Consider the following 22846-nt stretch of genomic DNA (forward strand, 5'->3'; position numbering starts at 1 on the left):
CCCCCCCCCAACCCCGGCAGGTAAGCGACCGCGATGCCCTCGGCCTGAGCAACCGCGACCGGCAGGGCCCCGATCGTGGCAGGCTGGTCGACAATGACGAGCAGAGTTCCGTGCTTGCGCAGACGCGTGATTAAGGCCTTCAGTTTCGTTTCGTTCTGCGGCAGAGCCTTCGACAGCAGTTGTTTTCCGTCGCGGTCGATTGCGACGGCGTGATGGTTGTGTTTGCCGACATCGATGCCGATGAATACGTCGATGTCAGCGTGGTTGGTGATCATGTCACTCATCTTCTTCGACTCATGTGACCGGATATTTGGTGTGCTCGGTTGCTGGCCGGTAGTGCTGGGTGGCTCCTGGGCTCGGCATCCACGTTACGGTCGGGCTCAAGGCATGTGCTCTGCCAGTGGTTCTGGCCCCTATCAGCGATTTCCCTGGTGCCTTCGAACCCCGGTGACAACACCCCCCGGATCATGATGACTGGGGGCATCAATCATGCCGGGGCCCTCAGGCCAGCGACCCTTCTATCCTGACGGATGGTGGGGCTACTTAAAAGGTAACGGGGGGATGCCCCACGACGGCGGGCTCAGCTCAGTGACTGGCCTTCACACAGAGGACCGGGCAGACGGCTTCGAGGATGACGCGTTGGATCGTCGACCCCAGGAGGAATTTCCCCACCGGGGTCCGCTTCCGGGTGCCGAGCACGATCAGCTGAGCCCCCACCTCGGCGGCGGCATCGAGAATCTGCTCGGCAGGGTCGTACTCGCTGCCACGCGTCAGCACCTGCGCCTGCACACCGGAGCGCGACAGATAGTCCTGGACCGACTTGATCTCCCCCTCGCCGAGGCGGTAGGAATCTCTGCGATCAGATGATCGGGAAGCGTTGACGACGACCAGGTCCCGGTCGTCCTTCTTCGCCTCTTCGATCCCCTTGTCGAGGGCCGCGTGGCCCGCTGGATTGTTGACATAGCCCACGACGATGGTCATGTTTCACCTTCATTTGTTGAGACTGATTGAAACCCTGTGCGTCCCGCAATCATGTGAGCTCCTCGGGGTTGCGGAACTTGGTGCTCGCACCTTTGACCGAGCGATTCCACAGCCAGGTGATCGCCCAGAGGACGACGCCGATTCCGATCAGCGCCACTGCAATCTGGTATTGGATGAGTTCGTCGAGGCGAGCCCACGGTCCGACGAGGAATGAGCAGGAGAACAGTCCGATCCAGGGCAGATAGGTCGGTGCTTTGAAGTGCTCGTGCTCAACCGGCTTCTTCCGCAGGACCAGCACAGCGACGTTGACGACGGCGAACACGGCGAGCAGCAGCAGTGATGTCGTACCGCCCAGGGACGCGGTCACCGTCTCCGGCAGCAGCGTGGTCACGGCGATGATGAGAGCGAAGGCGATGAGAGTCGTGAAGAGGATCGACACCCAGGGCGAACGACGACCGCGCAGCACCTTCGCGAATACGGGCGGAAGCACGTTCTGCTTCGACATTCCGTACAGCAGACGGCTGGCCATGAGCATGTTGATGAGTGCGGAGTTCGCGACTGCGAACATCGTCATGAACGGGAAGATCAGATCAATAGGAAGCCCTGGAGCACCGGCTCTGACGACCTCCAGCAGCGGCGTCTCGCTCTCGGAGAGTTTGCCGATCGGCACCGCGGCCACTGCCACCAGCGAGACGAGCACATAGATCACGCCGGTGATCGACAGCCCGGTGAGCATGATCTTCGGGAAGACTCTCGGGTCCTTGGTCTCCTCGACCATGTTCACCGAATCCTCGAAGCCGACCATGGAGAAGAAGGCCAACGAGGTCGCACCGGTGATCGCGAGGAACACGCCCTTGTCGTCCGCGGTTTCGAAGATCAGCACACGTGAGAAGTCGGCGCTGCCGGATCCAAGTGCGAAGAAGCCGACCAGGATGACGAGCAGCAGGCCGCTGAGTTCGATCATCGTCAGCACAACGTTGAACCAGACGCTCTCGCCCACGCCGCGCAGATTGATCGCGGCGATGACGGCCAGGAAGCCGAGCGCGATCCACATGACTCCAGTGCCGGATACGTCCCAACCGAAGCCGGCCACCATATTTGCCGCGAAGACATTCGAGGCTGTCGACGCCGAGGTGATGCCTGAGCTGAGGACGGCAAAGGCGACGAGGAACGTCACGAAGTGGATCCCGAACGCCTTGTGCGTGTACAGCGCTGCACCGGCTGCGGTCGGGTACTTGGTGACGAGCTCCATATAGGAGAATGCCGTGATCAGCGCAACGGCGAACGCCAGGATGACCGGGGCCCAACCGGCACCGCCGACCTGCCCTGCTACCTTGCCAGTCAGAGCATAGACACCTGTACCCAGGATGTCTCCGACGATGAAGAGAAGGAGCAGCTTGGGCCCCATGACCCGCTTCAAGGTCTCCGGTTGATGCTCGGCCCCCGGGCCCGCCGCAGTGGTGTTCTGGCTGTGACTCACGATGTTCCCTCCGTGTTCGCCCGTGATCGCAGCCGTGCGATCACTGGTGTTTGCTGCGGACCACGTCGAGGAAGGCCGTCAGGAGCGCCTTCGCCTCCCGCTGACTGTCCTCACCGCGTTCCTCTGCTTGTTCCAACAGGGTCTCTTTATTAAAGCCCAATTCTTGCAGTTTGTCCGCGTCCCAGTTGCGTATGTTCTGCCCTGACGACTCGGGATGGAACTGCGTGCCCCATGCGTTGCCGATTCTAAATGCTTGGAACCGGCAGGCGGTACTGGTTGCTAACAGTGTTGCCTCGGGTGGAAGGTCGACAATCCGATCGACGTGACTTTCGACGAAGGCCACGCGATTGCCGATCGCGGAGAACACCGGATCCTGAGCCGCGTCTGCGGTCATATCGATCCAGGTGTACCCCTTCTCCGGCGCGCCGGTCTGCGCCCGCACATCCCCGCCGATGACGTGGGCGATGAGCTGTCCACCGAGGCAGATGCCGAACTGCGGCAGATCCGTCTCCAGCGCATGTCGTGACAGCCTTGCCTCGGCCTCAAGCCAGGGCGCCCTATCGGTCTCATCGGGCATGTATCCGCCGCCGAGCATGATCAGACCGTCATAGTCACTGAGCTCATTCGGTTCCGGCAGTTGCGAGATACCGCCGATGCGCAGGTCGAACTCGATGTTCTCGCTGATCATCCACTGTGTGAGCAGTCCCGGCTGGGATTCGATGTGGTTGACGATGACGAGCAGTCGCGTCATGACGGCTGTCCCGCCGAGGTCCCCAGGAAGCGGGTGTAGGCGTCCTCGTGTGCTTCGAGGACCCGCATCGCATTGTCGAAGCCGAGCTTGTGCAGATCGGAGTCCGACCAGCCACGTGAACTCAGTTCCGAGAACAGCACCGGGTACTGCCCGGCGTCGCCGAGTCCGGTCGGCAGCTCATCGACACCGCAGATGTCTCCGCCGAGGCCGATATGGTCGATTCCGATCCGGTCGCGTACGTAATCGCAATGGTCGGCGACATCGGCCACGGTCACCTCGGGGGCGGTGCCGTTCTCTCCTGCCTCCGCCCATGCGCGACGAGCATTCGAGACGAACGAGGGCACGAAGGTCATCATCGCCACTCCCCCGTTGCCGGGCACCCGGTCGAGGACGTCGTCGGGAATGTTGCGCAGATGCGGGTTGAGCCCGAACGCGCAGGAGTGGCTGAAGATCACCGGCAGGGTCGAGATGTCCAGGGACTGGTGCATCACGCTGGGCGCGACGTGGGAAAGGTCGACGATCATGCCGATCCGGTTCATCTCTGCCACGACCTCACGGCCAAAGGCGCTTAAGCCCCCGTGCTGCGGTTCATCCGTGGCCGAATCCGCCCAGGAATGAGTCGTCGACCAGGTCAGGGTCATATACCGGGATCCGGCGCGCGCATAGGAACGAAGCACGGCCAGGGATTCATCGATCTGCTGTCCGCCTTCGACGCCCATCAGCGAGGCCACCTTTCCGGCTTCCCGGGCGGCGACCACCTCGGCGGCGGTGCGGGTGAACTGGAGTCGTTCCGGGTAGCTCGTGACGACGCGCTGCACTGCGTCGATCTGTTCCCACGTCGCCTTGATCGCGTCCGCGCCGGTGATCGAGGAATGGACATAGACCGACCAGTACTGCGCGGCAACGCTGCCCGCGCGCAGCTGGTCCATCGTGGTGAAGGGCGAGACACTGGGGTCGTTGAGTCCCTCAACGCTGTAGTCGCGCTCCTCCCGCAGATACCAGGCGAGGTCGTTGTGCCCGTCGAAGACGTCGATTGTCATGAGTGTGCTCCTTCAGTTCGGATGATGGTCGGTGGGTTGGGTGGAAATCTGCGCGGTCTCAGGCGCCGAATCATGCTCGTCATCCGATGCCCGACATCAGCTGCGCCGACCACAGCCCGAGGAAGGTTCCGGAAAACGTTCCGATGAGCGCGAAGAGCACGCCCACCGGCACCAGCTGACGGTTGAATGCACCCGCGACCACCGGTGCCGAGGCGATTCCCCCGATGTTCGCGGTGCTGGCCACGGCAATGCTGAACAGTTCGGTCTTCGTCAGCTTCGCATAGACGAGCATGATGACGATGTGGACGAAGAACACGATCACGCCGGCGACCAGATAGATCGGGGCTTCGGCCAGCGAGGTGAAGTCGGATCCGGAGGCGATGATGCCGATGATGATGTAGAGCATCATGGTCGCAAGCTGATTCGAACCCGCGGCCCGCCCCCACCGAGTCGACCCGATGATGAGACCCAGGATGCTCACGATGAGGATCGTCCAGGCCGAGGCATTGATCACCGTGCCCACTTCCGGGAGCATTTCGCCCGCCTTGGCGGCCAAGGCGGAGACGAGCAGGGAGAAGCCCAGCAGACCGAAGATCGAGGACAGGGTCATCGGCTTCTCCTCCTCGTCGGTCACCCGATCGGCGAAGTCGAACTTCGAAGTGTCTGCCTTCGTCCATCTGTTGAACTTATCGGAGACGGCGACCGAAGAGAAGATGAGGAGCAGCCAGAAGGAGTAGAGAACGGTGTCGACGATGAGCACATAGCCGAAGATGTCCTCCGGCGCCTCCAGAATATTCTGAACGGCGACCATATTCGCCGAACCGCCGGTCCATGAAGCATTGAGCGCACCGAGGGCCTTCCAGGATTCGGGAGCCAGAGCCGAATGCACGATCAGGTAGGCGAGAATGAAGCCGATCATGATGCTCGCAGCCGTCACTACGAAGGTCAGCAGCAGTTTCGGTCCGAGCCGGATGATCTGTCGCACATCGCATTTGAACAGCAGGAGCAGGATCATCGCCGGCAGCAGCGCGTCCTGCAACCCGTCGCCGACGCTGTCGATCGCGTCGTGGTCGAACATGCCGACGGTGTTGAGCAGGGCCGCCACGATGTAGAGGAAGACGAAACCGGGGACATATTTGAATACTTTGAATTTCCCGCTGCGATCGGCGACGACGAGAACCGCCGAAATCGCCAGCAGCAGGCTGATGAATAGAAAACCGTCCGTAATCACAAACGACACTCCTTCAGGTGGATTGGACCGCGTCGGCCTGCCCTCGGTCCGTTCCACGAGGTGCAGGCGCAGTGCGCGGTGAAGCCATGTGCGGTTGTCGATTGGATCCGGTCCGGTGGGGACCCAGGCAATCTTGGTGGTCGAGAAGTCGTCTCAGCTAGAGGTTGGGAGCTCGTGGTACTTCTTCGCTGCGTTGTTCACCGCGACGATGAGCGCCTTCTGGGAGGACCCGTGGTATCTGGCTGTGATCGAATCCGTGAGTCGACCGGTGTCCCTGATGTCTGCGTCGATGAACAGGCTCCTGATGAACTTCCTTGTCAGGGCCAACGTCGCCGAGCAGTCGACATCGAGGACTCGATGTGTCTCCGCCTCGATCTCGAAGGCGATGTAGAACAATCCGTACTGTGCCATGATCGGGTTGTTCGACGGTGCTTTCGCTTCGCCTGTGAGGTAGATCGAGGAGGTCATAGGACATCAACGATACTCGAGGAACGGCGTGTGAGCGTGCGTATTCTCGAGCCGATTGAATGCTGATCGATGTCCGGTTTCTCAGAGGAATCGGTGAATCGCCTCCCCCGCTTCGCGCATGATGGGCATGACGTCGACGACCCGGTCAGTGCCCTTTTCCCAATTCGCGAACACGGCGTAGGCGACCCGCCGGGTCGGCGTCATGGCGATCCCGGAGTCGGCGCGGATCGTCCCGTTCGTGCCGGTCTTGTTCCAGACCCACACGTCGCGCTGATAGTTGTAGTGGGCCAGAGGATCGAGATCGAACGCCGAGGCGACCATCGATGTGTCCGCGCCGGCTCCCAGCCAGCGACGGAAGATCTCGTTCGTCGACTCGTCCCAGAACTCGTCCTCTGCATGACGGGCCATGAAGTCGCTGAGCTCGGCCGCAGTGCCCGTCGACAGTGTTCGCGGCGCCTTGGCCGGTCGGGGCCAGCGGAGGAAATCATGGAGACCGGAGTTCCGGTATCCCAGATCCTCGACCTGGCGGGCGACGTTCTCGAGGCCGATGCGACGAATGAGCACGTTGGTCGCGAAGTTGTCGCTGAAGGCTCCGACGAGCACGGCCACGTCATAGACGCTCAGATCGTCCTGCTCCATGAGGTACCAGATGCCGGACTCGTCGACTCGTTCCGAGGGACGTCTGGACAGCCGCTCCTGTAAGTTGAGATTGCCGTTGACGTGCATCTGCAGCGCCGTGTGCAGGAGGAACACCTTGCCCATGCTGGCGGTGTCGAGTTCATCGTTCTCGTTGTGGGCGAACACGCGTTCGCCGCTGTCGATGTCGAAGGCCAGGGCGCTGAAGCGCACACCCGGCAATCGGTCGAAGCCCACGCTGCTCATGTTCGACGTTGTCCCTACGTACGACGCGGTCTCTACGTGCGACGTTGTCCCTTGGTTCATGCTCTCACTCTTCACGTTCATGTCATCTGTCATCGTGCGAATTCCTCATCTCCATCGACATCTGCGAATACCACAGTCGGCTCACACCCTGTCTGCACTCGCTCATGTCTAGTCTGCACTCGCTCATGTCTCGTCTACCCACATTCGGGGTCTGCCCCGGGCGGGAGCCTCGAGCGTGACGGAAACTCCCAGCGGCGTGCTCGGCGCATCGGGGTCATGCCCGAAGCCCATCTCGCTCACGATCGGTATGCCCGCCTCGCCCAGGTAGTCCATGATCAGGGCCTCGACCTCGTCGACCTCCGCGCAGTCCTGCCAGGACCCCAGCACCACTGCGTCGGCTGAGTCGAACCAGCCGCCGCGGACGAGCTGCACCAGCAGATTGTCGAGTCGGTAGAGCTCCTCCTCAACATCCTCGAGCATGAGGATCGAAGGCCCACTGCGTTCACGCAGCTCACGCACCCCGGCCAACTCGGGACTTCCCATCCCGGCCGCGACCAGACTGAGGTTTCCCCCGCCGAGGCGGCCCTTCGCCGTCCCCGGAACCAAGGTTCGCGCCCGGCTGAGCGGGCGAGGGGACGCCGAGCTTGCGTCGATAGGCGCCGCCCTCTCGCCTGCCTGCGGTTCCCCCGCAGGGAACCCGAGTTCGCGCCCGCCCCAGGGTTCAAACAGCCAGGCAGCCACCTCGGCGGGGACGACCGTGGAGTTCTTGAACGGATCGTTTCCGACCATCGGGCAGAACAGCGTCGCCACCGACATGTGATGATCCCAGGCCTGATGCAGCGCTGTGATATCCGAAGAGCCGGTCAGCAGCTTGGGGCGGCCGTCGGGTCGCAGGGCATGCTTGCGCATGAGGTCGAAGTCGATGCCGTCGAGCAGACGCATCGCTCCGAATCCGCCACGCAGTGCGATGACCGCTGCGGCATCCGGATCGCACCATGCCTCGACGAGGTCAGTTCGGCGCTGTTCGTCGGTTCCCGCCAGGTACTTCACGCGTGGGTGACGAGCGCGGACATTGTCGCCGACGACCACGCGCAGCCCCCAGTATTCGAGCTGGGTGATTGCCCGCAGCAGGGACACTTCGTCTGTGGGTCCCGACGGTGCGATGAGACGGACGGTGTCGCCGGCCTGCAACGGCGCGGTGTCGAGGTACGGGCTGACGCTCGCCTGCGCCAGCCCACTGCTTCCCTGCGCCGGGCCGCTGGTCGCCGACGCGGGCGGACGAGAGGCAGAACTTGAGGTTGAGTGAGGGCTAGGGCTATCCATGCGTGACCAGACTCTGACTTCCCAATCGGGGAACTGCGGCGAGGAGTTCCTGCGTGTATGCGTGCTGCGGGTTCGCCAGCACGGTGTCGACAGCGCCGTACTCGACGATCTCGCCCTTCTTCATCACGGCCACGGTATCGGCGATGTTCCACGCCAGACCGAGGTCGTGGGTGATGATCAGGGCGCTCATCCCCAGGTTCTTCTTCAGCGCCAGGAACAGGGAGAGGATCTCTCCTCGCACGGAGGCGTCGAGGGAGGCGACGGGTTCATCGGCGATGAGCACCTGCGGATCGAGGGCGAGCGCACCGGCGATGACGACCCTCTGCCTCTGTCCACCGGAGAGCTCCTGCGGAATCGACTCGAGGTAGTCGGCCGCGGGAGTCAGCTCGGCGGCTTCCAGCGCCCCGATGACTCGCGCGTATTCGTTGTCGTTGAGCTTCTGCACTCGCAGGCCTTCGACGACGGCCTCGTAGACGCTGCGCTTCGGGTTGAGCGAGCCCGAAGGGTCCTGGAGGATCATCTGCACTTGTCGACGGAAGGTCCGCAGCGCCTTCGCCTTCTTCGGCAGGGCCTTGCCCGCGAACTCCATCTGCGAGCCCGAATCCACCTCCTGCAGGCCGAGCAGAGACCTGGCCAGGGTCGTCTTGCCCGACCCGGACTGGCCGACAACGGCGAGGATCTCGGCCTTGTGCAGCGCCAGATCGACGTCGCGCACGGCCCGTTCCCTGCCGTGGCGGGTGTCGAAGGAGACATTGAGGTTCTTGGCCTCGAGGACCACGTCGTCGGTCATCGTGAACGGTTCGGCCCGGCGCACCTCGGCGGGCTTGAGGGTTCGGGGATTCATCCGCGACTCGGCGTCTCCGATCTGCGGGAACGCACCGGCCAGCTGCTTCGTATAGTCCTCCTGCGGCGACAGGCACACCTGGTCGCTGGGACCGTACTCGACAAGCCTGCCGTAGCGCATGATCGCGATGTTCTCGCACACCGCGGAGAGCACGGCGAGGTCATGGCTGATCATGAGCAGCGAGATCCCGCGTTCGGCGACCAGCTTCGCCAGGCCCACGAGAATCTGCTTCTGCACGATGACGTCGAGGGCGGTGGTCGGTTCGTCTGCGATGATGATGTCCGGTTCGCAGGCCAGGGCCATGGCGATCATGATCCGCTGCTTCTGCCCACCGGAGAGCTCATGCGGATACGCCACGGCCTTGCTCGGATCGAGGTCGACCTCCTCGAGGAGTTCGAACATCCGGTCTCGTCGTCTGGCCGGCGTCGTCCAGGTGCCCTTCGAGTGGTGTTCGAGTGCCTCGATGATCTGTCCGCCCACCTCGCGCACGGGGTTGAGCGAGTGCAGGGCGCCTTGGAAGACGATCGAGGCCTGCGCCCAGCGCACCGCCCGGATCTCGCCGAAGCTGAGATCCTTGATGTCCTTCCCGCCGAGGCTGACCTGCCCGTCGATCTGCGCCGACTTGGGCAGCAGGCGCAGGACCGACATGATCAACGTGGACTTGCCCGAGCCGGACTCCCCTGCGATGCCGAGAGTGGCACCGGTGGGCAGGTCGAGGCTGATGTCGCTGACGGCGGTGACGTCGCCGCGAGCCGAGGCCGAACGGTAGGTGATCGAGACCTTGTCAAAGCTGAGGTCGGTCATCAGCGGCTCCTCAGGGCTGGGTTGATGATGGCTTCGAACGCGCGCCCGACCATCGTGAAGGCGAGCACCACGAGCAGAATCGCGATGCCGGGTGTGAGCACGTACCACCAGTAGCCCGAGGTCGCGGCGGAGATGTCCATCGAGTTCTTCAGAATCGTTCCCCACGACTCCTTGCTCGTGTCCCCCAGGCCCAGGAAGGACAGGGTCGATTCGGCGATGATCGCGCTGCCGACCGTCAGGGTCGTGTTCGCCAGCACCAGCGGCATCACCGCGGGCAGCATGTGCTTGAACAGAATGTGGCCATGTCCGGCGCCGAGGATGCGCGCCCTTTCTATGTAGAGCCGAGACTCAACGCTCAAGGTCTGGGAGCGCACGATGCGTGCCGTCGATGCCCAGGAGGTCAGGCCGATCGCGATGACGATCGTGAAGACGCCCCGTTCGAGGACGGAGGACAAGACGATCGCCAGCAGCAGGGAGGGCAGGACGATGAAGAAGTCGATGATGCGCATGACGATTGCGCCGAAGAGTCCGGAGAAGTGTCCGGCCGCCAGACCCATCACGGTGCCGATGACCATCGACATCACCGTGGCGGCGACGCCGACGAGGATGGACACTCGGGCGCCCCAGAGGATGCGGACCCAGAGTTCGCGGCCCAGATCGTCGGTGCCCAGCGGGTGGTCGAGGCTCGGCGGGGCGTAGCGGGGCACATCGAGCTGCTTCGTCACATCGAGCATCGAGGCGGGGGCGATGAGCGGGGCGAAGATCGCGATGAGGATGAAGAATACGAGCACGATCGCGCCGACCATCGCAGGGATGTCGGAGCGGAACAGGGACCAGTTCTTCTTGGCGTTGTTCAATCGGCGTTCGCGGACGAGCTTCGCGCCGTCGATGACGGGAGGCTGCGTCGCCGAGGTGGTGCGTGGGTTCGGTTCGGGGGCGTTCGCCTCGGCGGTGGTGTCGTTCTCAGTCATCAGGCCCTCCTGACTCGTGGATCCAGGAACCGGTAGACGATGTCGGCTGCCAGATTCATGACGATGATGATGGCCGAGAACACGACGAAGGTGCCCTGCAGCAGCGGCAGATCCGGCCCGCTGATCGCTTCGAACGTCAGCTTGCCCAGGCCCGGCCAGGAGAACACTGCCTCGACGGTGACCGCACCGGCGATGAGTCCGCCGATGTGCATGAACACGACGGTGACCGTGGGCAGCAGAGCGTTGGGTACGGCGTGTTTCCTGCGCACTTCGTCCTCGGTCAGGCCCTTGGCCCGAGCTGTGGTCAGGTAGTCTTCGCTCATCTCTTCGATGAGGGAGGCGCGCATGACCATGAGGAACTGTGCGTAGACGACGGCCACCATGGTGATGACCGGCAGGATCAGGTGCTTGACGATGTCGACGATGCCCGCGAATGACCAGGGGTCCAGTCCGGGCGTGATCATGCCGCCGGTGGGCAGCCACTGCAGGGTGCCGCCGAAGATCATGAGGAGAATGAGACCCAGCCAGAATGTCGGCACCGACCAGAACACGAGCGAGGTTGAGGAGGCGATCTTGTCGAAGAGCGAATTGCGGCGCCAGGCCGAGAGCTGGCCCAGCCACAGGCCCAGTCCGATGGCGATGACGGCGGCCGTGGCCGTGAGCAGGAGCGTGGGTCCCAAGTACTCGCCGATGAGCGCGGCGACGGGTTTGCGGTAGACGTAGCTTTCGCCGAAGTCGCCGGTGAAGATGCCGACCAGGTAGTCCCAGAATTGGACGATGACCGGTTTGTCGAGACCGTACTGGCTGCGCAGCTCGGCGATCTGTGCCGGGCTCATCGGGCGTTCCTTGGCGATCTTGAGGACCGGGTCGCCGGGCAGCATACGGAAGGCGAAGAAGCCCAGGACGATGACAAGGATCATCGAGGTCAGTGCGCCGCCGAGTTTGCGCAGGAGATAGCTGACGAACGAAGCGCCCTTCGGCGGTTCGTCCATGTCGCGGCCGGGGCCTCCGGAGATGCCGGAGCCTCCTGGGTCGGGGCCACCCGCGGGGGTGGGGAGATCGTGCGTCGGTGTTGTCACTGGAAAACTCCTGGTCTCACTGGGGATGCAAGTGGTGCAGGGACCATCGTCGGGTGGGTTGCGATGACGAGGACCATCGTCGGCGAGCGCCGTGGGTACGACACTCGCCGACGATGGTTGTCGGTACCCGGACTATTCGCGATCGTCGGACTTCTTGCGACGGCTGATCAGGAAGCCGCCTCCGCCGATGACCACGATGGCTGCGACGGCGATGCCGATCCAGCCGCCTGCGCCCATGCCGCCCTCACCTGAAGCGTCCTCCGCACTGGGAGGTTCGACCGAGGAGTATCCCCAGTAGCCGACCTGGTTGGCGATGATGCCGCCTTCGGACGGCTGCTGGGTGAAACCGGTGAACCGGTCGGAGCGGAAGGCCTCGAGCTGGTTCGGGTACCACAGCGTGATCGAAGCGGCGTCCTCGTAATGCTGAGCCAGCGCCTGGTGGACCAGGTCGGCGCGTTTGCCCTCATCGAGTTCGACATGCTGCTTCTGATAGAGCTTGTCGAAGTCCTTGTTGCAGTACCCGTCCTGGCTGGTGCCGCCGTTGCCGTCGGCGTCGGGGCGCGAATCACAGGTGTTGATGAACAACTGGTAGTCGGGGTCCGGGCCCAGCGACCATCCCGAGAAGTACATGTCGTAGTCACCCTTGGTGGTGCGCTCGGACACGGTGTCGACGTCGCTGGCCTCGTTCTTGAGACTGATGCCGATGTCCTTCATCCACGGTTTGAGGAACTTCGCCGTGTTCTGTTCGACTGTGGCGTCGGAGTCGGTGAGGAAGCGCAGCTGAAGCTTCTCGCCGTTCTTCTCGCGGATGCCGTCGGATCCTTCCTTCCAACCTGCGTCATCGAGAAGCTTCTTCGCCTTCTCGACGTCGAAGCCGGAGACCGCCGGATCGTCTTCGGGAAGCGCCCACGTCTCATACACGGATGGCACGAAGCTCGTGGCAGGCTGCCCATAGTCCTGCAGCACCTGATCACGCAGGGTGTCGATGTCGATGCCTGCACGGATGGCCTGACGGACCTTCTTGTCCTTCAGCGCCTCATTGCCGGTGCCGAATTCCTTGTCCTTGGCGTCGGCCAGTCCGGAGTTGATGGAGATTCCCTGGAACCTGCGCCCGTTGCCCACATTGGTCTCGACGTTGTCAGCACCTTCGATGGCCTTGAACTGCTCGGGAGTCAGTCCGGTGATGAAGTCGACCTCACCGGAGCGGATCGCCTGCACCTGGGCGTCGGAATTCGTGTAGTAGCGGTATTGGATCTCGTCGAGCTTGGGCTCACCGCGCCAGAAGTTGGGGTTGGCCTTGAGCGTGACGGACTTGTTCGCCTCGTAGCTCTCGAGCTGGAAGGGCCCCGAGCCCACGGTCTTCTCATCGTTCTTGAACTCGCCGGGCTTGTCGACCTTCGACCAGATGTGCTCGGGAACGACCGGAATCTCCTGGCCCGGGTTGTTCGCCTGCGGGTTCTTCAGAGTGATGACCACGGTCTGGTCGTCCGGGGTTTCGACCTTGTCGAAGTTCTCGACGAGGGCGCCATTGGCGACCGACAGTTCCTCCTTCTCCATCATCTGGTTGTATGTCCAGGAGACGTCCTCTGCTGTCAGCGGTTCTCCATCGGACCACTTCATATCGGGACGCATCTTGTACGTCCAGACCTTGCCCTCGGAATCGGTGTCCCATTCGGTGGCGAGACCTTCCGAGACCTGCGTGTCTTCGGCACTGTTGCCGACGAGGTTCTCGTACATATATTTGAACGTATTCGTCGGCATCAGATAGAACGAGGTGAACGGATTGAACGAGTCGATGAAGCCGTCGGTGGCGATCCGCAGGACCTTGGCATCGTCGGCGGCCTCTGTGGTCTCTGCTTGAGCAGGGGCGGCGGCCCCAGAGCCGAGGAGTGCCATTGCCGCAAGACCGGCAAGGCACGTTCCCAGCCTCCTGCGCAGCTTGTGTTGAGCGAACATCGTTGTCCTTCTTCTCGATTTGGTGATTCAGTTATCAGTCGTTGCAGGTGAGAGCCTGCTCACACTTCATCTTAAGTTCTCGGATCGTCAATTCGGGGCAAGCGCGCCCTGACGTTTCGCGCCATTGTCACCTCCAAGCATCCACGTTGATAAACGTTTCGGGCTTCCTGCGTCCTCGCCGCTGGGAAATCATCCCTTCCGCAGAACTCGACCAAATCTGCGATTGTCTATCGAGCCGTCCTCGACTGCTGCATTTCCATGGATGAGAACTGTCGATACCCCCGTCGCAAGTTGCCAAGGGTCGTCATATGTTGCGTTCTGGCGGATCGTGTCGGGATCGAAGATGACGATATCGGCGATTCGTCCGACTTCGACAATGCCTCTGTCAGTGAAGTCCAGTCGCTCGGCGGGTTGACTGGTCATTTTCCGAACTGCTTCCTCCAGCGAGATGAGTCCGTCTTCACGTACGTACTTGCCCAATACATGAGCAAACGTTCCGAAGGATCGAGGATGCGGTTTGCCTGTTCCCGACGCACTCATCGTCCAGCCGTCGCTTGCAACCGATACCAGTGGATGGGCCAGCACCGAGGCGACGTCATCCGGAGACATCGCGTGGTTGACGATTCCGACGGATGCGTCGTGCGCGACCAGTACTCGCATCGCGGCCTCCTCCGCACTGCAGCCTTCCTGGCGGCCGATCTCAGCTAAGGATTTTCCGATCGTCCAATAGTATTCGGCACCGGTCGAGCCAGGCTCGCCCAGCGAAGCGATCACCACTCCTTCGGGGTCGATATCTCGGCCGAAACGCGAGGCCATGTCTCGTCCGATGCTGAGACGCTGCTGCGGATCAACAAGCCGCTCGAGGAGCGCCTTCTTGCCACCGTCCAACGCATAGCCAGGCAGTCTAGAGGTCAATCGAGTGCTCGAGGCAGTGTACGGATAGACATCGGCTTTGATGTCCAGCCCACGTTGCCGGGCCTTTTCGATCAGCCTCAGAGCCTCGACGGTCAGACCGTAATTCTCGGGGCCCATGGACTTAAGATGTGAGACCTCGAGCTTGGCTCCAGCGCGGTCCGCCGTCTCAATCGCTTCTCCCACAGCGTCCAACAGCATGTTCGACTCGTTCCGCATGTGTGTCGAATAGAGCAGACCGCGCTTAGCTGACTCGGTGACAAGCGCCTCGACTTCCGCGGGACGTGCGTACGAACCAGGGGCGTAGATCAAGCCGCTTGAGAAACCGAAGACTCCCGCGTCAGCCGCGCGAGCAACTTGCTCGGTCATCTCTTTCAGCTGTGCATCATTGGGAGCCTCGTCAACTGGTCCCATGACGTAGTTGCGGATGCTCGACAATCCCACCTGCAAGGCGAGGTTGATTCCAGGCACAAGAGAGGACACTTCATCCGCGTACCCTTGGGCGTCGCTCCACTCACCGGAGAGGACTGCATCCAGGTGGGCGTTATCCTGCTGAACTGCATCTACCGAGCGGGCCGGGAATGGCGAAGACCCGCAATTGCCGACGAGCGCAGTCGTCACTCCTTGCGCGAGCTGGGTCTCAGCCGCAGGAGACGACATGATCGAAAAGTCTGCATGAGAATGAAGATCGATGAATCCGGGAGAGAGCACCTGGCCTCTGGCGTCGAGCACTCGTCGTGCCTGTTTCGACTCGACATCCGACTTCGCGACAGATCGGTGGCGGTCGTCATCCATCTCGTGGTCGAGTGCCTGCTCAACTAGGGTAATCCGGCCGGCCTCTATGCCCACTTGGCCGGGGAAGCCGGGCCGCCCCGTTCCGTCGACGATTCGTGCGTTGGTGATCAGAAGGTCGAGCATTTCCTACCTGGTTTCGACGAAGAGAATGATGAAATACAGGACACAGGCGGGGACCAGCAGCATCCAACCTGTGATGAGCATGTTGCGCAGATTGGTCGACCGGGCCAGCCCCATCACACCGATCATGTTCCCGTTCGGGAAGGGGCCGTATGTATCAGCCTTCGATGCGAACAAGAGGACAACGACCCACGAACCCGCGGTGACACCTAAGGTGGCCCCCAGATCGCCGAACACCTTATCGAGCAATACGACCTGTGCGGCGGTCGCACCCGGAACTCCGACCCATCCCAACAGAGCGATGATGACTGTGAATACGAACGGAGAAGCTGACTGAAGTTGGGAGCCGAAGAGGTCCATCACAACATCGAACGGCGCCAGAAGATCGATCACGATGAACAACGCGGCCAGAAGCCAGAAGAGGAGGAAGATGCTGATCACCTGCGAGCACCCTCGATAGATCGTCGAGACGATGTCCTGAGGACGCATTCGATTCGCGACAGCGGTGGCAATGCCCAAGACCGGAAGAGCCAACAGAGGGAAGGTGGTGCCGGCGGAAGTGACAGCGGCGAAGACGACCGATATGGCAAGCAGCACCAGGAAGACTGCGGTGGGAAGTCTCGAACTCGATGACACCGTTTCGGCCCCACCGACTTCTTCGGCAGAGTAGAAATCTCCCTTCTTCGCAGTCCACCGTTGCATCAGCGAAACGATCGGGATCCCGAGAGCCAAAGACAGCAGTGCGATTGGTCCGGCACCATAGAGAATGTATTGACCATAGTTGACCTCGGCAGCCTCCATAATGGCCACGTTCGAGCCTGCGAATGGAGCGATAGCGAGGCCAGCACACCCTCCGATGAAGAGCATCGACGCAGTGGCCGATTTCGTGAAGCCCAATCGCGCGGTGATCGGCAGCAGTATCGGAGCCGCAATGGCGATCGCACCAGCGAGGGTGCCAAGAGATGCCACCAGGATGAGACATGAGATCATCACTCCGAAGACGACGGCATTCCTGCCGCTGCGGCCGAAGACGTGCATGACAGATGACACGATGCTCTGAGCAACCCCGGTCACTTTGAGCACTTCCCCGACTCCGGCGCCGAGCATGATGATGAGGCCAATGATCGTGATCTGATCGGCCAGGGAGTCGCCCAGCAGTGTGCCGATTTCAAGGACACCCATCTTGCCGATGATGAGCCCCGCAACCACTGAGACGACGGTGGCGACGACAATGTCCATGCCGAGGATCGCCAGGACCGCGTACAGGACGATGGGTAGCAGCCCCCACAGGGTGGGACCGTCCGAGACGAAGGCCGCCACTATGGCCAATACGATGCCGAGTCCGGCAAGAGACCATATCAGGCGAGAACGCCGGGGCGACAACGAAATCTCATAGGCATTGGAAGATTCGTTCTTGTCGGAACGGAGTGAAGTGGCTTCATTGCTCGCTTCGTTGCTGTCGGCCATCAAACCCCCAAGCCCTGTGTCTGCCAATCGCTGCCCGACGCCTCGGCGAGGACCTCTGCGATGGTCTGTCCGCGCCGAATGAGCGAGAACTCAACCTCTCCCTCGCCGAGGTGACGGTGGGCATCGGCGCTCACGTCGGGCCGTACCCGGTACCCGAAGATCGGGACCCGCGGGAGCAGGTTGTAGGAGAACGGATTGGAGAAGTAATAGGCGCCGGTATCGGGCACGGCGACGATGTCGCCGGCGTCGAGGCGCGGCAGCATTCGGTCGCGGGCCAGGAGGTCACCGGCGAAGCAGGCGGGGCCGGCGACATCGGTCGGTACCGCCTCGGCGGATTTAGGACTGCCGTCGGGGTTGAAGGGCAGGATCCGCAGCGGCCAGTCTGCGGGGGCGTAGGCCGTGCGGGTCGCGACCTGGACGCCCGCGTGGGTCATGGCGATGCGCCGACCGCCGGTGACCTTCGCATACTCGACATAGGTGAGGATGGTGCCGGCCTTGGCCAAAAGGGCTCGCCCGAATTCGGTGATGATGTCGAAGTCGAACAGGCCCGGGACCTGTGCTTCGAGCACGGCCCGGTATTCGGCGAAGGTCGGAGTGATGTCCTCGCCTGCGAAGTTCACGGGCAGTCCTCCGCCGATGTCGATGCGGGTGACCTGGCGGTCGCGTCCGTGAGTCTGCGCGGCTCGCGCATTGATCTCCTGCGCCAGTTCGACGACCGCTTCGACACCTGCTGCGGCCTGGTCGAGGCTGATGCCCTGGGAACCCGAATGGACGTGGATCTGGTTGAGCCAGGGACGTGCCAGATAAGCCTCGATGAGTGCCTCGCGAGCCCCGGGGTCGGCCAGTCCGATGCCGAACTTCGAGGTCTGCGTGGCGGTGGACAGCGCACCGATCGTGCCCGTCCCTGACTGGGGATTGATCCGAACCCCCACCCTCGCCGAGGTGGTCCCGGTGGAGCCGCCCACCGTCGCCGAGGTGGTTTGTCCGTCGAGAAGCCCGTCGAGTCGCTCGAGCTCGGCGAAGTTGTCGATGTTCATCGAAACCCCGAGTTCGACGGCGCGCTTGAGCTCGGTCATGGTCTTCGCCGGGGAGTCGAAGACGATGTTCTCCGGAGTGAATCCGGCGGTCAGAGCCAGCTCGAGTTCTCCCGGACTGGCGACCTCGCAGCCAGCGCCGGCCTCGGCGTAATAGCGCAGCAGGGGCTGCAGGGGCACGGCTTTGCAGGCCACGGCGTGGAGGACGTCATTGTCTCCGGCGAAGGCAGAGGTCAGATGCTCATATGCAGTTTCGATCTGGTCTAAGTCGATGAGTCCGATCACCGGTGTCGAATCGTCGAGCTGCGGGCCCTGGCCCACCGTGCTGTTCGCGACTGCCTTGATAGCTTGGTCCCGGCTGACCAGGACCGATGGCCCCGACTGGTTGCTGTGCATACTGTCCTTCGTTCGTGGTGTGCTGCCACTGTAGAACGCGACCACCAGGACGAACGGACAATAATCTGCCAAACTTTGCAGTGGAACTTTGTGAGAATCGCACAGCCGCCCGCCTTGGCGATCGTTGGACGACTGCTGAACGCGGGTAGGCGACGTCAGTCTCGACTCAGGCTCGCTCTCGGTCGAAGACGAGCACCGCGAGCTCAAGCCACAGACGTCCGGACCGATCGGCTGTCGACAGTCCGGTGATCTCTTCGATCCGGCTGAGACGATGCCGCAGCGAATTCGTGTGGACGTGCAGACGACGGGAGGCCTCGGCGGAATTGCCGACCGTGGCAAAGTACACCCGCAGGGTCTCGAGCAGCTGCCCCTGGTGCTTTGCATCATGCTCGGCAAGCAGTCGGGCAGGCTCGGTGATACGAGGCCCTACGGAGCGCAGGGCATCAGCAGCCTCGAGTCCGACGAGTTCGGCCGCGACGTCCTCGGCTGTCGCACCGCGGACCATGCTTTGGTCGTCGGCGCAGGTGGTGCCCGCAGACTGGTTGCCCGCGGGCATGCTGCCTGCAGATGTGGTCGCGCCGCTCTTCGACCGTGTCAGCAGCGCATCGAGGACGTACACTGCCTCGGTCCACGATCGATGCACAAGGTCGAGACGTTCGACCCCGACGCCCACCCCGAAGTGCAGCGGCTCGCTCGGAGACAGGGACCGCTGCAGAGCCGAGGCGACATGAGACCTGATATCGGCGGCTTCCATCCCTTCGCTCATGTGCACGAGCACGGCCAGATGACCGTCCGACCCTACGTGGGCGAGCACGGCGTCGGCGAAGGCGGCCCGCAGATGAAACCTCAGCACGGGCTCTCGGTCGGGGGCCACCTCGGCGAAGGCCAGCGTTGCATAATGCCCGGAGAATGGCAGCGCGAGCAGGGTCGCGGCCGGCCCGAGGTCCGGCGAGCCACCGAGGATCGACCCGAGGGCTTCACGACGGATCCGCTTCTCGAACGGGGAACGTCGCAGGGTCCGCAGCATGACCGGCAGTGCGGCTCGGGCAGCATCGCGGAGGACATCGCGCAGTGACGCGGGATCCACCGAATCCGGGTAGGCTGCCCAGATCGTGCCGAGCAGCTCGCCCTCGCTGCGCAGTGCGATCACCGAACGGGCAGGAGAGGCGCCCGCGGCTCGTCTCTCGACGACATCAGTCGAGCGGCGGACGACGTCGAGGAATCCGGACTCCTCAAGCTCAGCGATCCGCCATTGAGGAATCGCACCCGAGAGGATCGTCTCCCGTCGAATGTCATCGATCTCATCGCCGAGGTTGGAGTGCGCGAGCACACGCGACGCCGGGTCCTCGATCGTGATCGACGCACCCGTCATCTCCGCGATGACCGCGGCCAGCGCGCTGAGATCATCGACGTCGGGCCAAGCCAGGGCGCTCGCGGCACCCTCGTTGAGCTGTCGCAGATGGACTAGGACCTCGGACCAGGTCACGCCCGTGGACCGCTCGAGCAGAATGGGCAGCGCTGAGGCAGATGTCCCCTCACCGAGGTGGGTGTGCGTTCCCGGCGGCACAATGAGTGCCGCGGCACCCGCAAATCGTGAGCGGATCGCGTTGAGTCCGGCCACACCGTCTACTGCTTCGGTGACGAGGACGACGGCCCCCGCGAGTCCAACAGGAGACCCGAGAGCAGCGGCCGAGCTTCGCAGGTCGAGGTCGAGTTCGATGCGAGTCACCTCGACGTCGATTTCGGTCTGAGTCAGGGGAAGCAGAAACCCCGCGGTCTCCTGCAACAGGCGGGAGACGCGTAGGGCGTTCGTTTCACTCATACACCCACTGTAGTCAACAGTGCACCCACACACCTCGTGACCCGGTCGTCTGCCGAACCCGCTAGCCGGTCGTCTGCCGAACCCGCTTGCGCTTCAGACATTCCGCAGTTGGACGGGGATCGATCGCCGAAGAAATCGAATCGACGAACTCCGGGAAGTTCGTGAGCGAGTCCTCGCGCCTCACTCCTTCGGACGAGCTTCGTCATTCCGGAACGTAGAACTTGTGCTGGATGGCACGGATGACGACCTGCGCCAGATTCTTCGCATCCAGTTTGATGCGCAGGTTTCTGGCGTGGGACTTCACTGTATAGACGCTGACGACCTGTTGTTCGGCGATCTCCGAGTAGTCCATCCCCTCACAGATCTGCCGGAGCAGGAGCTTCTCACTCGGGGTCAGAGCCGGCACCGCGCTCGAACCATCAGCGGCGATGTCGCCGCTGATCATGATGTCCTCTGCCAAGGATCGCAGCAGTGCCGGAGACTCGCCTGCGACTGCCGCTCGCGCGACGCGAACGAGTTCGGCGTCGGTGGCGGATTTGTTCACCGCCGCTATCGCACCGGCCTCGAGAGCACGTGTGATTCCCGGCCCGGGCGAGACAGTGGTCAGCACAACGATCGTCGCCTCTGGGTCGAGACACATGATCTCGCGGGCCGCATCGACTCCGCTCATCCCCGGATGCATGTTGACATCCATCAGGACGAGATCCGGGCGATGACGATCGAACGCTTCGACGGCGTCTTCACCGGAGTGCTGAGGTTCGAGAACCGAGAACCCTCCGTCGTCGAACAGAGCTGCCGCCACGGCCCTCGTCGTCCACGAATCGTCGTCGACGACGAGCACGACGATGCGCTCGTCTGCGGGTGAGCTGTCGATCTCCGACCCGGCCGAGCTGCTCATACTCTCTGGCTCTTCGTTGCTGACGCGTGGCGCTCGGCATTCGCTTCAAGAACTGCGGAGGACGCGGCAGCGGTGAAATCGTCGCGGACACAGACAGCGTCGGCCTCGTCCCCATCGGCCGAGTCGTTGAATCGCAGCGGTTGGGAGACTTCGACGACGACGCGGCCCTGGGGATTCGATCCCGTGGTGCATGACCCGCCCAGGGCCTGAGCGCGCCGACTGAGAGATCGAGGTGGACGCGTCAGCGACGTCGCTGCCTCGTTCTCCGTGCGGAATCGCAGGACGGCCGCGTCAGATCCCTCACGATCCACGTTGACGGTCAGACTCGACTCGGTTCCCGGCAGGGAGTGTCGGATGACGTTCGTCGCCAGTTCTCGCATGATTGCGGTGAAATGTGCGCCCAGTACCGGGGATGCGTATCGGGGAAGGGTGCCGACAGTGAGCGTCAACGCCACACCGCCGGCGGCACTGCCGTTCTCAATGGACGTGGCCAGTGCTTTCGCCTCGGCCTGCAGCCGAATCCTGGGCTGCCGCTCGTCTCCGTCGCTGAGTTGCGTGACGAGCTGCCGCAGACGCTTCGACGCCTCGGTGTTGACCAGGGAGAGCTCGGCGAGCTGACGGTTGGTGCCGAGATCTCGCGACCCTCTGGCCAGTGCTTTGATGATTGCGCCCTCTGTTGCGAGTGAGTTCGAGATGGTGTCGTGCATATCGCTGGTGAAGCGTGCACGCAACGATTCCACCGCCTGTTGGTGTTCCACGGCGGCTCGCTCCCGGCGATGGATCTCGCGTTGGATCCTCAGCTCGACGATTCCAGCAGCCAAGCCGATCAGCGAGTACGTGACCCAGCCGTACCCGAAGTCGATGAACCCTGCAATGCCACCGTCGTAGGCTGCCAGCTCGGTGCAGGTGATGAGGTAGGCGAGCAGTCCCACGGTGGCGATGACTGAGCCGACCCACCGCCGCTGGCTGAACAGCACCGCCGTGGCGAAGATGAGCGACTCGGGGAACATGTTCTCCAGGTCGGGGTAGGGCACGACGAAGACGAGGCTCATCCCGGTCGAGACGAACACCGTCGCCAAAGGGAAGAACGGGGAGAGGATGAGCAGAGCATAGGCACAGACGAGCAGGACCATGTAGCGAGGCTCTGCGATCTCGAACGATCCGGGAATCAGCACGGTCAGCCCCATGATGAGGGCGAGGAGCCGCATGGGCAGATCCACGAAGCGAGGTCCACGGAATACGAGCCACAATCTGTTGAGCGCACTCATGGTGCCGTCGTCTGCCGCTGATGCCATGGAACCTATTGTGCTATACCCGCGTCCCTGCCGAAGCAGTCGGATCTCATACTTACGTGCGATGCCCGATTGCGGCAAGCAGGATAGCGTTGCAACGGCACTCCCCGCAGCAGCACACCCCTCGTGAAAACCCGGACCATCCCCATGGAAGCGGTGACTTCATCCCGTCCCCATGGAAATAGTGGCATCACCCCACCCCCATGGAACCGGTGACATCACCCCGCCCCCTTGGACCTGGCGATATCACCGCGGCTGAGCACCACTCCCACCCGGCTCCACAACGCCCGACGGCGGCGG

Annotated in this window: 19 protein-coding genes; all 19 read right to left on the reverse strand. The window is 62.7% G+C overall.

Annotated elements, in window-relative coordinates; all coding sequences use genetic code 11:
- The coding region (locus ACE03M_RS12975; RefSeq protein ID WP_485934318.1) for an IS110 family transposase at positions 1-275 on the reverse strand (275 nt) is incomplete at its 3' end.
- Between the two features lie 310 nt (positions 276-585).
- Complete coding sequence (locus tag ACE03M_RS12980) at positions 586-981, reverse strand: universal stress protein (RefSeq protein ID WP_143920631.1); 396 nt, start codon at positions 979-981, stop codon at positions 586-588.
- Positions 982-1030: 49 nt separating this feature from the next.
- Positions 1031-2461: an APC family permease gene (locus ACE03M_RS12985; protein ID WP_143920632.1), complete on the reverse strand. Its 1431-nt coding sequence runs from the start codon at positions 2459-2461 to the stop codon at positions 1031-1033.
- Between the two features lie 40 nt (positions 2462-2501).
- Entirely contained in the window at positions 2502-3212 is a 711-nt protein-coding gene (locus ACE03M_RS12990; RefSeq protein WP_143920633.1) for a type 1 glutamine amidotransferase, read from the reverse strand.
- Complete coding sequence (locus ACE03M_RS12995; protein WP_485934319.1) at positions 3209-4252, reverse strand: dipeptidase; 1044 nt, start codon at positions 4250-4252, stop codon at positions 3209-3211. Before ACE03M_RS12995 ends, ACE03M_RS12990 begins: the two co-directional genes overlap by 4 nt.
- Before the next feature lie 79 nt (positions 4253-4331).
- Positions 4332-5483, reverse strand: coding sequence for a DUF819 family protein (locus tag ACE03M_RS13000; protein ID WP_485934320.1), 1152 nt, complete (start codon positions 5481-5483; stop codon positions 4332-4334).
- Between the two features lie 153 nt (positions 5484-5636).
- Positions 5637-5951 carry a DUF3870 domain-containing protein gene (locus ACE03M_RS13005; RefSeq protein WP_143920635.1) on the reverse strand — a complete coding sequence of 105 codons (315 nt, stop codon included), beginning with the start codon at positions 5949-5951 and terminating at the stop codon, positions 5637-5639.
- Positions 5952-6032: 81 nt separating this feature from the next.
- Entirely contained in the window at positions 6033-6893 is an 861-nt protein-coding gene (locus ACE03M_RS13010; protein ID WP_485934321.1) for a serine hydrolase, read from the reverse strand.
- Positions 6894-7016: 123 nt separating this feature from the next.
- Positions 7017-8156 carry a S66 peptidase family protein gene (locus tag ACE03M_RS13015; protein WP_485934323.1) on the reverse strand — a complete coding sequence of 380 codons (1140 nt, stop codon included), beginning with the start codon at positions 8154-8156 and terminating at the stop codon, positions 7017-7019.
- Positions 8149-9804: an ATP-binding cassette domain-containing protein gene (locus tag ACE03M_RS13020; protein WP_485934325.1), complete on the reverse strand. Its 1656-nt coding sequence runs from the start codon at positions 9802-9804 to the stop codon at positions 8149-8151. The genes ACE03M_RS13015 and ACE03M_RS13020 overlap by 8 nt, the downstream gene beginning before the upstream one ends.
- Positions 9804-10775: an ABC transporter permease gene (locus ACE03M_RS13025; protein ID WP_260847903.1), complete on the reverse strand. Its 972-nt coding sequence runs from the start codon at positions 10773-10775 to the stop codon at positions 9804-9806. The genes ACE03M_RS13020 and ACE03M_RS13025 overlap by 1 nt, the downstream gene beginning before the upstream one ends.
- Positions 10775-11854, reverse strand: coding sequence for an ABC transporter permease (locus tag ACE03M_RS13030; RefSeq protein WP_485934328.1), 1080 nt, complete (start codon positions 11852-11854; stop codon positions 10775-10777). Before ACE03M_RS13030 ends, ACE03M_RS13025 begins: the two co-directional genes overlap by 1 nt.
- Before the next feature lie 132 nt (positions 11855-11986).
- Positions 11987-13810 (reverse strand): ABC transporter substrate-binding protein, encoded by a 1824-nt coding sequence (locus ACE03M_RS13035; RefSeq protein WP_485934330.1) that lies wholly within the window; start codon positions 13808-13810, stop codon positions 11987-11989.
- Between the two features lie 189 nt (positions 13811-13999).
- The gene (locus ACE03M_RS13040) at positions 14000-15640 is read right to left on the reverse strand and encodes an N-acyl-D-amino-acid deacylase family protein (RefSeq protein WP_485934332.1); all 1641 of its coding nucleotides are present in this window, start codon (positions 15638-15640) and stop codon (positions 14000-14002) included.
- Between the two features lie 3 nt (positions 15641-15643).
- Positions 15644-17104: a Na+/H+ antiporter NhaC family protein gene (locus tag ACE03M_RS13045; protein WP_235350628.1), complete on the reverse strand. Its 1461-nt coding sequence runs from the start codon at positions 17102-17104 to the stop codon at positions 15644-15646.
- Positions 17104-18534, reverse strand: a complete 1431-nt coding sequence (locus ACE03M_RS13050; RefSeq protein WP_485934334.1) for a type III PLP-dependent enzyme domain-containing protein — start codon at positions 18532-18534, stop codon at positions 17104-17106. The genes ACE03M_RS13045 and ACE03M_RS13050 overlap by 1 nt, the downstream gene beginning before the upstream one ends.
- 166 nt (positions 18535-18700) lie before the next feature.
- Positions 18701-20356, reverse strand: coding sequence for a PucR family transcriptional regulator (locus ACE03M_RS13055; protein ID WP_485934336.1), 1656 nt, complete (start codon positions 20354-20356; stop codon positions 18701-18703).
- Between the two features lie 202 nt (positions 20357-20558).
- Entirely contained in the window at positions 20559-21254 is a 696-nt protein-coding gene (locus ACE03M_RS13060; RefSeq protein ID WP_485934338.1) for a response regulator, read from the reverse strand.
- Entirely contained in the window at positions 21251-22549 is a 1299-nt protein-coding gene (locus ACE03M_RS13065) for a sensor histidine kinase (RefSeq protein ID WP_485934340.1), read from the reverse strand. The genes ACE03M_RS13060 and ACE03M_RS13065 overlap by 4 nt, the downstream gene beginning before the upstream one ends.
- Positions 22550-22846: the final 297 nt, after the last annotated feature.

This window comes from Brevibacterium sp. AGC70 (genome assembly GCF_057334195.1).

Coding starts and splice junctions, on each gene's coding strand:
- ACE03M_RS12990 (WP_143920633.1), bottom strand. CDS start 3,212: ATGACGCGACTGCTCGTCATCGTCAACCACATCGAATCCCAGCCGGGA.
- ACE03M_RS13005 (WP_143920635.1), bottom strand. CDS start 5,951: ATGACCTCCTCGATCTACCTCACAGGCGAAGCGAAAGCACCGTCGAAC.
- ACE03M_RS13020 (WP_485934325.1), bottom strand. CDS start 9,804: ATGACCGACCTCAGCTTTGACAAGGTCTCGATCACCTACCGTTCGGCC.
- ACE03M_RS13060 (WP_485934338.1), bottom strand. CDS start 21,254: ATGAGCAGCTCGGCCGGGTCGGAGATCGACAGCTCACCCGCAGACGAG.
- ACE03M_RS12980 (WP_143920631.1), bottom strand. CDS start 981: ATGACCATCGTCGTGGGCTATGTCAACAATCCAGCGGGCCACGCGGCC.
- ACE03M_RS13065 (WP_485934340.1), bottom strand. CDS start 22,549: ATGGCATCAGCGGCAGACGACGGCACCATGAGTGCGCTCAACAGATTG.
- ACE03M_RS12995 (WP_485934319.1), bottom strand. CDS start 4,252: ATGACAATCGACGTCTTCGACGGGCACAACGACCTCGCCTGGTATCTG.
- ACE03M_RS13045 (WP_235350628.1), bottom strand. CDS start 17,104: ATGGCCGACAGCAACGAAGCGAGCAATGAAGCCACTTCACTCCGTTCC.
- ACE03M_RS13015 (WP_485934323.1), bottom strand. CDS start 8,156: ATGGATAGCCCTAGCCCTCACTCAACCTCAAGTTCTGCCTCTCGTCCG.
- ACE03M_RS13035 (WP_485934330.1), bottom strand. CDS start 13,810: ATGTTCGCTCAACACAAGCTGCGCAGGAGGCTGGGAACGTGCCTTGCC.
- ACE03M_RS13040 (WP_485934332.1), bottom strand. CDS start 15,640: ATGCTCGACCTTCTGATCACCAACGCACGAATCGTCGACGGAACGGGG.
- ACE03M_RS13010 (WP_485934321.1), bottom strand. CDS start 6,893: ATGAACCAAGGGACAACGTCGCACGTAGAGACCGCGTCGTACGTAGGG.
- ACE03M_RS13055 (WP_485934336.1), bottom strand. CDS start 20,356: ATGAGTGAAACGAACGCCCTACGCGTCTCCCGCCTGTTGCAGGAGACC.
- ACE03M_RS13025 (WP_260847903.1), bottom strand. CDS start 10,775: ATGACTGAGAACGACACCACCGCCGAGGCGAACGCCCCCGAACCGAAC.
- ACE03M_RS13050 (WP_485934334.1), bottom strand. CDS start 18,534: ATGCACAGCAACCAGTCGGGGCCATCGGTCCTGGTCAGCCGGGACCAA.